The 11876-nt window shown below is 65.6% G+C and carries 8 protein-coding genes; 6 read left to right on the forward strand and 2 right to left on the reverse strand.

The features are described 5' to 3' along the window. The 3 genes from PXJ20_RS09895 to PXJ20_RS09905 form a co-directional block, all read left to right on the forward strand. Positions 1-1128 (forward strand): MdtA/MuxA family multidrug efflux RND transporter periplasmic adaptor subunit (locus tag PXJ20_RS09895; protein ID WP_421057420.1); only part of this gene is annotated, 1128 nt, incomplete at its 5' end. Between the two features lie 6 nt (positions 1129-1134). Beyond that, positions 1135-4302, forward strand: a complete 3168-nt coding sequence (locus PXJ20_RS09900; protein ID WP_421029474.1) for an MdtB/MuxB family multidrug efflux RND transporter permease subunit — start codon at positions 1135-1137, stop codon at positions 4300-4302. 3 nt (positions 4303-4305) lie between these two features. Further along, entirely contained in the window at positions 4306-7629 is a 3324-nt protein-coding gene (locus PXJ20_RS09905; protein WP_421029475.1) for an efflux RND transporter permease subunit, read from the forward strand. A 106-nt stretch (positions 7630-7735) separates the two neighbouring features. Here PXJ20_RS09905 and PXJ20_RS09910 read toward each other — a convergent pair whose 3' ends face one another. Beyond that, positions 7736-7891, reverse strand: coding sequence for a DUF3309 family protein (locus PXJ20_RS09910; RefSeq protein WP_421029476.1), 156 nt, complete (start codon positions 7889-7891; stop codon positions 7736-7738). A 524-nt stretch (positions 7892-8415) separates the two neighbouring features. Between PXJ20_RS09910 and PXJ20_RS09915 the strand changes: the two genes are divergently transcribed. From PXJ20_RS09915 to PXJ20_RS09925, 3 genes are all read left to right on the forward strand, one after another. Then, on the forward strand, positions 8416-8856 hold the full coding sequence (locus PXJ20_RS09915; RefSeq protein ID WP_421030924.1) for a DUF2844 domain-containing protein: 441 nt from the start codon (positions 8416-8418) through the stop codon (positions 8854-8856). Between the two features lie 14 nt (positions 8857-8870). Continuing rightward, entirely contained in the window at positions 8871-10163 is a 1293-nt protein-coding gene (locus tag PXJ20_RS09920; protein ID WP_421029477.1) for a DUF3443 domain-containing protein, read from the forward strand. Positions 10164-10366: 203 nt separating this feature from the next. Further along, on the forward strand, positions 10367-11164 hold the full coding sequence (locus PXJ20_RS09925; protein ID WP_413212053.1) for a hypothetical protein: 798 nt from the start codon (positions 10367-10369) through the stop codon (positions 11162-11164). Positions 11165-11207: 43 nt separating this feature from the next. Here PXJ20_RS09925 and PXJ20_RS09930 read toward each other — a convergent pair whose 3' ends face one another. Then, positions 11208-11798 carry a peroxiredoxin gene (locus PXJ20_RS09930; protein ID WP_126876336.1) on the reverse strand — a complete coding sequence of 197 codons (591 nt, stop codon included), beginning with the start codon at positions 11796-11798 and terminating at the stop codon, positions 11208-11210. Positions 11799-11876: the final 78 nt, after the last annotated feature.

Here is an 11876-nt window from a genome sequence, read left to right on the forward strand (position 1 = left end):
GTTCACGTGGCCACCGCGTCGCCCGGCGACATGCCGATCGTGATTACCGCGCTCGGCACCGTCACGCCGCTCGCCAACGTCACGGTGCGCACCCAGCTTTCGGGCACGCTCCAGTCGGTGAACTTCAAGGAAGGGCAGATGGTGAAGCAAGGCGACGTGCTCGCCCAGGTCGATCCGCGCCCTTATGAAATTTCACTCGCGAACGCCGAGGGCCAGCTGGCACGCGACGAAGCGCTGCTCGCCACGGCACGGCTCGACCTCAAGCGTTATCAGACACTGCTCTCGCAGGACTCGATCGCGAGCCAGCAGGTGGACACGCAGGCCTCGCTCGTCAAGCAGTACGAGGGCACCGTGAAGTCCGACCGCGCCAACGTCGCCACCTTCAAGCTGGATCTGGCCTACGCGCGCATCACGGCCCCCGTCTCGGGCCGCGTCGGCCTGCGCCAGGTGGATCCGGGCAACTACGTGACGCCCTCGGACACCAACGGCATCGTCGTGCTCACGCAGATCCAGCCCATCAGCGTGGTGTTCACCACTTCGGAGGACAACCTGCCCGCCATCATGAAGCAGCTGCACACGGGCACGAAGATGTCGGTCACGGCCTACGACCGCAGCAACACCACGTCGCTCGAAGGCGGCTACCTCGAAACCGTGGACAACCAGATCGACACCACCACGGGCACCGTGAAACTGCGCGCGCTGTTCCCGAACACTGGGCTCGGGCTCTTCCCGAACCAGTTCGTCAACGCGCGCCTGCTCGTGGACGTACTGAAAAATGCGGTCATCGTGCCAACCTCGGCCGTGCTGAATGGATCGATGGGCCAGTTCGTCTATGTCGTGAAGCCGGACAACACGGTCACGGTGCGTCCGGTCAAGGTGGGGCCGGTGGACGGCGAACGCTCGAGCATCAAGTCCGGCCTTGCCGCGGGCGAGCGCGTGGTGATCGACGGCTCCGACCGCCTGCGCGAAGGCGCGAAGATCACGATCCCGGCCGACATGCCGCGCGGCGCGTCGGGCGCGCGGGGTGCGTCAGGCGCCTACGCAGCATCGGGTGCCTCGGGTGCCTCGGGTGCATTCGGCGCTCACGGCCACCGCCGCCATGCCTCGCAAGCCGCCGCCAACCAGTAACGCCGCATGAATCCATCCCGCGCCTTTATCCTGCGCCCGGTCGGCACCGCCCTCTTGATGGCGGCGATCATGCTGGTCGGCCTCGTCGCGCTGCGCTTCTTGCCGCTCTCGGCGCTGCCCGAAGTGGATTACCCGACCATCCAGGTTCAAACGTTCTACCCGGGCGCGAGCCCCGAGGTCATGACGTCTTCGGTCACCGCGCCGCTCGAGCGGCAGTTCGGGCAGATGCCGTCGCTCAACCAGATGTCGTCGCAGAGTTCGGCGGGCTCGTCGGTCATCACGTTGCAGTTCAGCCTGGACTTGCCGCTCGACGTCGCCGAACAGGAGGTGCAGGCCGCCATCAACGCAGCCGGCAACCTGCTGCCCTCCGACCTGCCCGCGCCGCCCATCTACGCGAAGGTCAACCCGGCCGACGCGCCCATTCTCACGCTTGCCATCACCTCGAAGACGCTGCCGCTCACGCAGATCCAGGATCTCGCCGACACGCGGCTCGGCCAGAAAATCTCGCAGGTGGCGGGCGTCGGGCTCGTTTCGCTGTCGGGCGGGCAGCGTCCCGCCATCCGCATTCAGGCCAACCCGCGCGCGCTCGCGGCCTACGGACTCAATCTGGACGACCTGCGCACCACCATCGCGAACCTCAACGTGAACACGCCGAAGGGCAACTTCGACGGCCCCACGCGCAACTACACGATCAACGCGAACGATCAGCTGACCGACGCCGAGGCCTACAAGAGCGCCGTGGTCGCCTACCGCAGCGGCCGGCCCGTCATGCTCACGGATGTGGCCAACATCATCCAGGGCGCGGAAAACACCAAGCTCGGCGCGTGGGCGAACAACACGCAGGGCATCATTCTCAACGTGCAGCGCCAGCCCGGCGCGAACGTGATCCAGGTGGTGGACAGCATCAAGCGGCTCCTGCCCACGCTGCAGCAATCGCTGCCGGCCTCGCTCGACGTGAAGGTGGTCACGGACCGCACCACGACCATCCGCGCCTCGGTGCGCGACGTGCAGTTCGAGCTCTTGATGTCGGTGGTGCTCGTCGTGCTCGTGATGTACCTGTTCCTCGCCAACATCTACGCCACCATCATTCCGAGCCTTTCGGTGCCGCTCTCGCTGATCGGCACGCTCGCCGTGATGTACCTGTGCGGCTTCTCGCTCGACAATCTTTCGCTGATGGCGCTCACCATCGCCACGGGCTTCGTGGTGGACGACGCCATCGTGATGATCGAAAACATCGCGCGCTACGTGGAGGAAGGCGACACGCCGCTCGAAGCGGCGCTGAAGGGCTCGAAGCAGATCGGCTTCACGATCATTTCGCTCACGGTGTCGCTGATCGCGGTGCTGATTCCGCTGCTCTTCATGGGCGACGTGGTGGGGCGTCTCTTCCGCGAATTCGCCATTACGCTCGCGGTCACCATCGTGATTTCCGCGGTGGTGTCGCTCACGCTCGTGCCCATGATGTGCGCGAAGCTGCTGCGCCACACGCCGCCGAAAGAAAACGGCGGCTTCGAAGCACGCGCCCACGCGTTCATCGACTACGTGATCGAACGCTATTCGGTAGCGCTGCGCTGGGTGCTGGATCACCATCGCCTGACGCTCTTCGTGGCACTCGGCACGCTCGTGCTCACCGCCGTGCTGTACGTCTTCGTGCCGAAGGGCTTCTTCCCCGTGCAGGACACGGGCGTGATTCAGGCCATCACGCAGGCGCCGCAGTCGGTCTCGTACCAGTCGATGGCCGAGCGCCAGCAGGCGCTCGCCGCCGAAGTGCTGAAGAACCCGAACGTGGAAAGCCTCACTTCGTTCATCGGCGTGGACGGCACCAACATCACGCTCAACAGCGGCCGCATGCTCATCAACCTGAAGCCGCGCGACGAGCGCAGCGACACGGCAAGCGAAGTGATCCGCCAGATCCAGCAGCAGGTGGCGCATTTCCCGGGCGCCTCGCTCTACATGCAGCCCGTGCAGGACCTCACGATCGACTCGACGGTGAGCCCCACGCAATACCAGTTCATGCTCACCACGCCCAACATCGCGGAATTCGCGACGTGGGTGCCGAAGCTCGTGCGCCGTCTGCAGCAGTCGCCCGAACTCGCCGACGTCGCCACCGACCTTCAGCAGAACGGCCAGTCCGTCTACATCGAGATCGACCGCGCCACCGCCTCGCGCTACGGCATCACGCCGGCCACCGTGGATAACGCGCTCTACGACGCGTTCGGCCAGCGCATCATCTCGACCATCTTCACGCAGTCGAACCAGTACCGCGTGATTCTCGAGTCGCAGCCGGACATGCAGCACTACACGGACTCGCTCAACTCGATCTACCTGCCCTCTTCCACCGCCACCAACGGGCAGGTGCCGCTCTCGGCCATCGCGAGCTTCCACGAGCGTGCGGCGCCGCTGCTCGTCACGCACCTCTCGCAGTTCCCGGCCACCGTGGTGTCGTTCAACCTCGCGCCGGGCGCCTCGCTCGGTGCGGCGGTCAAGGCGATCGACCAGGCCGAGAAGGACATCGGCCTGCCCGCGTCGTTCCAGACGCGCTTCCAGGGCGCAGCGCTCGCGTTCCAGGCATCGCTCTCCAACGAACTGTTCCTGATTCTCGCGGCCATCGTGACGATGTACATCGTGCTGGGCGTGCTCTACGAGAGCTTCATCCATCCCATCACGATTCTCTCGACGCTGCCTTCGGCAGGCGTGGGCGCGCTGCTCGCACTGATGCTGACGGGCCATGACCTCGACATCATCGGCATCATCGGCATCGTGCTGCTGATCGGCATCGTGAAGAAGAACGCGATCATGATGATCGACTTCGCGCTGGAGGCCGAGCGCGTGGAAGGCAAGCCGCCGCGCGAGGCGATCTACCAGGCGTGTCTGCTGCGCTTCCGCCCCATCCTCATGACGACGATGGCGGCGCTGCTGGGCGCGCTGCCGCTCATGCTCGGCACAGGCGCGGGCTCGGAACTGCGCCGGCCGCTCGGTATCGCGATTGCGGGCGGGTTGATCGTGAGCCAGTTGCTCACGCTCTTCACGACGCCCGTGATCTATCTCGGCTTCGATTCGCTCGCGCGCCGGCTGCGTGAACGCTTCGGCATGGAAAGCGGCGGCAGTAGCGGCAAAAACAACGGCACGGGCGGCGGCACAGGCGGCAGCGCGTCCGCCACGACGCCCGAGGCATAAGCCATGAACCTCGCGCGCCCGTTCATCGCCCGGCCCGTCGCCACCACGCTGCTCGCCATCGGCATCGCACTCGCCGGCCTCTTCGCGTTCGCGCGGCTGCCGGTCGCGCCGCTGCCGCAGGTGGACTTCCCCACCATCTCCGTGCAGGCCACGCTGCCCGGCGCCAGTCCGGAGACCGTGGCCACCAGCGTGGCGAGCCCGCTGGAACGCCATCTGGGCACCATTGCCGACGTCACCGAGATGACCTCGATGAGTTCGGTCGGCAACACGCGCATCACGCTGCAGTTCGGCCTGAACCGCGATATCGACGGCGCCGCGCGCGACGTCCAGGCCGCCATCAACGCGGCGCGCGCGGATCTGCCGTCGAGCCTGCGCAGCAACCCGACCTATCACAAGGTCAATCCGGCCGACGCGCCCATTCTGATTCTCGCGCTCACGTCGAACACGCTCACGGCGGGCCAGCTCTACGATTCGGCGGCCACGGTGCTGCAGCAGTCGCTCTCGCAGGTGGACGGCGTGGGCGAAGTGGACGTGAGCGGTTCGGCGAACCCTGCCGTGCGCGTGGAGCTGAAACCGCAGGCGCTCTTTCACTACGGCATCGGGCTCGAAGACGTGCGCGCCGCGCTCGCCTCGGCCAACGCGAACAGTCCGAAAGGCGCCATCGAGTTCGGCCCGAACCACGTGCAGCTCTACACCAACGACCAGGCAAGCCACGCCGCGCAATACCGCGACCTCGTGATCGCGTATCGCAACGGTGCGGGCGTGCTGCTCTCGGATGTGGCCGACGTGGTGGATTCGGTGGAAGACCTGCGCAACCTCGGCCTCTCGAACGGCAAGCGCTCGGTGCTCGTGATCCTGTACCGGCAGCCGGGCGCGAACATCATCGAAACCGTGGACCGCGTGATCGCGATGCTGCCGCAACTGAAGGCGTCGCTGCCGGCGGACGTCGACGTCACACCCGCAGCGGACCGGTCGGTGACGATCCGCGCCTCGCTGAAAGACACCGAGCACACGTTGATGATCGCGGTGGCGCTCGTCGTGATGGTGGTGTTCCTGTTCCTGCGCAACTGGCGCGCCACGCTGATTCCGAGCGTGGCGGTGCCCATTTCGATTATCGGCACCTTCGCGGCGATGTACCTGATGGGCTTTTCCATCGACAACCTCTCGCTGATGGCGCTCACCATCGCGACCGGCTTCGTGGTGGACGACGCCATCGTGGTGCTCGAAAACATCCAGCGGCACATCGAGAAAGGCCTGCCGCGCATGCAGGCCGCGCTGCTCGGCGCGCGCGAGGTGGGCTTCACGGTGCTCTCCATCAGCGTATCGCTCGTCGCCGTGTTCCTGCCCATTCTGCTGATGGGCGGCATCGTGGGGCGGCTCTTTCGCGAGTTCGCGCTCACGCTGTCGCTGGCCATTGCGGTGTCGCTCGTGGTCTCGCTCACGCTCACGCCGATGATGTGCTCGCGGCTGCTCGCGCAACCGCACGATGCGCGCAAGGAAGGCCGCTTTTCGCGCTGGCTCGAAGCGGGCTTCGTCGCCATGCAGAACGGCTACGAACGCACGCTCGGCTGGTCGCTGCGCCATCCGCGAACGGTGCTCCTCATTCTGATTGCCGCCATCGGCCTCAACGTGTGGCTCTACATCATCGTGCCCAAGGGCTTTTTCCCGCAGCAGGACACGGGGCGGCTCATCGGCGGTATCCAGGCGGACCAGGCCACGTCGTTCCAGGCCATGAAGATCAAGTTCTCCGAGATGATGCGCATCGTGCAGGCCAATCCCAACGTCGATACGGTGGTGGGTTTCACGGGCGGCCGGCAGACCAACTCGGGCTTCATGTTCGTTTCGCTCAAGTCCAAGAGCGTGCGCAAGGCAACGGCCGACCAGGTGATCCAGCAGTTGCGCGGACCGCTCTCGCACGTGGCGGGCGCACGCACATTCCTGCAGGCCGTGCAGGACATTCGCGTGGGCGGACGCCAGTCGAATGCGCAGTATCAGTTCACGCTGCTCGCCGACAACACGAGCGACCTCTACACGTGGACGCCGAAGCTCACCGAGGCATTGCAGGCGCGCCCCGAACTCGCCGACGTGAATTCGGACCAGCAGCAAGGCGGTCTGGAAGCGATGGTGACCATCGACCGCGCCACCGCGGCACGCTTCGGCATCAAGCCCGCGCAGATCGACAACACGCTCTACGACGCGTTCGGCCAGCGTCAGGTATCGACCATCTACAACCCGCTCAACCAGTACCACGTGGTGATGGAAGTGGCACCCGAGTACTGGCAGAGCCCCGACATGCTCAAGCAGATCTACGTGAGCACCTCGGGCGGCAGCGCGAGCGGCGTGCAGACGACCAACGCCGCCGCGGGCACCGTGAGCGGCCCGAGCACGGCCGCCACCGCCACCACGTCAAGCGCTGCGGGCGGCACGGCGGGCACCACCGCGTCGAGCGCGGCCACCATCGCGGCCGATTCGGCGCGCAACCTCGCGATCAACTCGATTGCGTCGAGCGGCAAGTCGGGGGCGTCGTCAGGCGCGGCGGTCTCCACCTCGAAGGAAACGATGGTGCCGCTCTCGGCCATCGCGAAGTTCGGGCCGGGCAACACGCCGCTTTCCGTAAATCACCAGAGCCAGTTCGTAGCCTCCACGATCTCGTTCAATCTGCCGCCGGGGCGCTCGCTTTCGCAGGCGACCGCGATCATCTATGACACGATGGCGCGCATCGGCATGCCGGGCACGATCCACGGCAGCTTCGCGGGCACGGCCCAGGCGTTCCAGCAGTCGATGTCGGACCAGCCCATCCTGATTCTCGCGGCGCTCGCGGCCGTGTACATCGTGCTCGGCATTCTCTACGAGAGTTACATCCATCCGCTCACGATTCTCTCCACGCTGCCCTCGGCGGGCGTAGGCGCGCTGCTCGCGCTGCTGCTCTTCAATACGGAGTTCAGCATCATTGCGCTGATTGGCGTGATTCTGCTGATCGGCATCGTGAAGAAGAACGCGATCATGATGGTGGACTTCGCGATCCAGGCCTCGCGCGAGGGGCTCTCTTCACGCGACGCCATCTATCAGGCGTGCCTGCTGCGCTTCCGCCCGATCATGATGACGACCTGCGCCGCGCTGCTCGGCGCGCTGCCGCTTGCGTTCGGACGCGGCGAAGGCGCAGAGCTGCGCTCGCCGCTCGGCATCTCGATTGTGGGCGGGTTGATCGTGAGCCAGATGCTCACGCTCTACACGACGCCGGTGGTGTATCTCTACATGGATCGGCTGCGCGTGTGGTGGGACAGCAGGCGGAGGCCGGGGACGTTCGAAGCGGGAGCGGTGAAATAACTGGCTTGGGAAGCAGGTCAAACCCGCTGCCTCGCACCTCGCAGGATGCGCAATAAAGAGTGGGCCGCGCCTGCCCCGCGCGGCCCACTGCATGACACGCTGAGGGCTATATCTGCCCCAACACCACCAGCACGACGACGATCACCACGATCAGGCCGAGCGTGCCGGTAGGCGCATAGCCCCATCCCCGGCTGTAAGGCCAGGCGGGAAACGCGCCGACGAGCAATAGCAGCAGTACGACGATCAGAATGGTTCCAAGCATAGACGCCTCCATACGCGGGCCACGGCCGTGAAGCGACGCCGCAGGGTCGCCGCGTCGCTGTCCTCTCCCCTGCCGCACCCAACGAACAAGGTGAGTGCCCATCATTCAGCAAGCGATGTACCCGCGTATGAAGAACCCGCTTAAGAATCGCGCGCGGACTCGTCTGCCCTGAAATTTTTTTCGGCCGAACAACGGCCTCGCTAACGCCCGTTCGCTTAAAACGCCTGCTTCCGCAAAAACAGACCGTCTTGCCACACAAGCCGGCCGCGTCGACCTGATTTTCAAACGGCGCCGCAGCAGGAAATCGTTCCATCTTTCGCGCAAACGATTGCACGGCCTCTCTTTGCACCGCTAAAGATTCGCGTCGGTCCTCCGTTGACGCATCCACGCAGCATCGCGACGCACCCCGGCGACCCGCGCCGGCCCCGCCCATGTCTGCGCTTGCCGTCCGCCGTCTGCGGACACGATCTGTCAGTCAAAGGCGTATCGACGTCGAAGGAAATCAATTGAAGCCGAAGTCTTTTATGGGCATTGCCTGCGCAATGCTGGGGGCCGCTTTTGCCCTCGCCGGACCCGCTCATGCCACGCTCGGCGAAAGCGCGATCAGCGTGAGCCACGATGTAGCGAGCCTGCGCGCCGTCGCGCATGCCGCGGTTGTTCAAGCAGCCTATACCGTGCACGAGATCACGCTCGCCTCGGGCACCGTGGTGCGCGAATACGTGGCGCCGGGCGGCATCGTCTTCGGCGTGGCGTGGGAAGGCCCCACGCTGCCGGACCTCAAGGCGACGCTGGGCGCCGCGTTCGACCAGTACGTCGCGGCCAACGCAACGCGCAAGGCCACGCCGCTTGCCGTATCGAACAACGAACTCGTCGTTTATTCGGGCGGCCATCTGCGCGCCTTCGCGGGTCATGCGTGGCTGCCGAGAGCAGTGCCGGCCGGCGTCGACGTCGGCGTCATCCAGTAAGGGCTGGGGCGATCATGTTTGCTCAACGTTCATCGCGCAGCGCGCTCAGCGCGTCTTTCATCGTGCTCGTGCTCTCTTTGATTCTTGCCGCCTGCGGCGGCGGTGGCGGCGGATCGGGGGCGAGCGCCAACACCGGCAGCAGCACCAGCACGAACACCGCTGCGCCGGCGCAGCCCGTCACCAACACGACGTCGTCGCAGCCTGCGCTCGCCGCCAACGCCGCGGCCGTCACCGTGGACCCCGGCGTGAGCGGCGTGCCGAACATGCCGTTCGTCAGCGTGACCGTGTGTGCCCCGGGCACTGCGCAGTGCCAGACGATCGACCACGTGCTCGTGGATACCGGCTCGTGGGGGCTGCGCGTATTCGCCTCGCAACTGCCCGCGTCCGTTGCGCTCCCGCAGGAGCAGGACGCCTCCGGCAACAAGCTCGCCGAATGCATGCAGTTCTTCGACGGCTACACGTGGGGCCCCGTGCGCATCGCCGACGTGCAGATCGCCGGTGAAAAGGCCGCGTCGCTGCCCATCCAGGTGATCGACCCGTCGTACAACACCACGCCCACGGACTGCACCAACGTGGGCGCGTCGCGCAACACGCCGTCGGCGCTAGCTGCCAACGGCATACTGGGCATCGGCGTGTTCAAGCACGACTGCGGCTACAACTGCGTGAACCAGGCGGTACCGGCCACCTACTACGGCTGCACGAGTTCGGGCTGCACGTCGATCCCGCTTGCCGAAGCGTTCCAGGTGGCCAATCCCATTCCGTATTTCGCCACCGACAACAACGGCTCGCTGCTCGCGCTGCCTGCCGTCACGTCGGGCGGCGAGGCATCGCTCACGGGACAGCTGATTTTCGGCATCGGCACGCGCAGCAACAACGGGCTCGGCAACGCGCAGGTGATCGGCGTGAGCGCGAGCAACGGCACATTCACGACCACGCACAACGGCACCACGTACTCGCGCAGCATCGTCGACAGCGGCTCCACCGGCGTGTTCTTCCAGACCGGCGCGCTGCCCGTGTGCGCGAGTCCCAACAGCGCGTATTACTGCCCGCCGTCCACGCAGCAATTGAGCGCCGTGATGCAGGGGGCGAACGGCATCACCGCATCGGTCTCGTTCGACGTCGGCAACGCCAGCGCGCTTGCAGAGACCTACGCGGGCGACGCCGTGATGCCGTTGCTCGCCGGGCCGGCGTTCGTCACGTCGTCGATCTTCGATTGGGGACTGCCGTTCTTCTACGGACGCACGGTCTACGCGGCCATCGAGCAGCAATCCACGCCCGGCGGCAGCGGTCCGTACGTCGCGTATTGAGCGATTCGCCAGGGCAGGTAATGGCGTAATAGCGGGTGATAAAGCCGGATAATCCGTAAGATTTTGACGTGCTAGCATCCGTTGGCATTCCAATGCAATACGGGAACGCCAACGGCACGTCGAATCGCCGTGGCCGGAATGCATGCGGTGAATAATCAATGCGCGGCAAGCGCGTACGGCCAACAGGCTTCGGGGAATCAGACATGACGCAAAGCGCATGGACGGCCGCACTGGCCTCCACCACGAATGCGCCGGCCGCTGCGGCCGTGCCGCCCCAGAAGCCGCCCTCTCGCACGGGCAACCTTCCCACCGGCAACCCGAGCAACGGTCCGCTGCTGGCCGCCATCGAACAAAGCCTTCAGCAGCTCGGTATCGATCCCGCTACGGTCGCCACGTCGGCATCCAGCATCACGAGTACCGCGGGCGGCACGATAACGAGCACGAGCGGCGCTTCGGCCGAAGACACGCAGTCCGCGAAGGAACGCTTTCTCGTCGCGCTCTACCAGGCGCTGGTGCTGCAAAGCGCATTGGCGGCGCAAGCGGGATTGAGCAACCCGCAGACGGGCGGAACGAACGATACGAGCGCGAGCAGCATGGCGGGCGCGGTGCATGAAGCCGGCGCCATCGACGCCGCAACAGGCCCCTACCGTGACCTCGGCACCTCGCTCGCTGCGCTTGCGGCGTCGGCTCGCGCGAATCCAGGCGCGCTGACTACGCCCGCAACGAACAGCAGCAACAGCGACGACTGGGAATGGGGTCTCACGACCACCCCGACCGTCAGCACCGACACGTCCGCCTCCACCACCACGGAAAGCGGCACGATGACGGGCGCCATCGGCCAATTGAACGGCGCGCTCAACGATTACCTCTCCACGCTCGATACGGGCAGCGCCGGAAGCGCAAGCAGCGTGACCTTGCCCGCATTGCTCGAAGCTTTGGCCCAACGCACGCAGAACATGCACTGGCGTGCAGCGGGCGTGATCGTCGATCTCACGGCCTGAGCCGAAAGACGGGAAGACCTCCGCGGCACGCGCCTCGCCGGCTTTACTGCTGACTGTGCGCGGCGGCCCACTCCTTGACCGCGCGCAACGTGTTCGCCACGTGCTGGTCCGGCGAGAGACTCGTGTATTCGTAGAGCACCTTGCCGTTCGGCGCGATCACGTACGAGACGCGGTTGGCCATGGCCGAGTGCATCGGCATCGACGCGTCATAGGCCTTGATGATTTTCGAATCGGCGTCGGCGGCCACCGGGAATTTGCTGCGGCACTCGCTCACGGAAAATTTCGTGAGCGTGTCGATGTTGTCGTGCGATACACCGATGACGGTGGCGCCGTACTTCTTGTACTCGTCCACGGCCTCGGCGAATTCGTGGGCTTCGATCGTGCAGCCTTTCGTGAAGGCGGCCGGATAGAAGTACACCACCACCGGGCCCTTCTTGAGCGCATCGGCGAGCGAGTACGTGTAGGTCTTGCCGCCAAGCGATGCTTCGGTGGTGAAGTTCGGCGCGGCGTCGCCGGGTTTGAGCGTGGCGGATGCACTCGCCGCGTAGATCGACAGGCCTGCGCCGAACACGGCCGCAAGGGCCGCGCAAGTCGCGCTGCGCTTGATGGTGCCGCGCCTGATGCTGCGCTTCATGTCGCTGCGTTTCATCTCGAAATTCCTCGCGGGGTGGGCGAACGGTCATTGAACCACAATGCGCCGGCACGTGTTCGC

The organism is Paraburkholderia sp. A1RI_3L (assembly GCF_048957895.1).
GTDB lineage: Bacteria > Pseudomonadota > Gammaproteobacteria > Burkholderiales > Burkholderiaceae > Paraburkholderia > Paraburkholderia kururiensis.

Coding starts and splice junctions, on each gene's coding strand:
- PXJ20_RS09900 (WP_421029474.1), top strand. CDS start 1,135: ATGAATCCATCCCGCGCCTTTATCCTGCGCCCGGTCGGCACCGCCCTC.
- PXJ20_RS09905 (WP_421029475.1), top strand. CDS start 4,306: ATGAACCTCGCGCGCCCGTTCATCGCCCGGCCCGTCGCCACCACGCTG.
- PXJ20_RS09910 (WP_421029476.1), bottom strand. CDS start 7,891: ATGCTTGGAACCATTCTGATCGTCGTACTGCTGCTATTGCTCGTCGGC.
- PXJ20_RS09915 (WP_421030924.1), top strand. CDS start 8,416: ATGGGCATTGCCTGCGCAATGCTGGGGGCCGCTTTTGCCCTCGCCGGA.
- PXJ20_RS09920 (WP_421029477.1), top strand. CDS start 8,871: ATGTTTGCTCAACGTTCATCGCGCAGCGCGCTCAGCGCGTCTTTCATC.
- PXJ20_RS09925 (WP_413212053.1), top strand. CDS start 10,367: ATGACGCAAAGCGCATGGACGGCCGCACTGGCCTCCACCACGAATGCG.
- PXJ20_RS09930 (WP_126876336.1), bottom strand. CDS start 11,798: ATGAAGCGCAGCATCAGGCGCGGCACCATCAAGCGCAGCGCGACTTGC.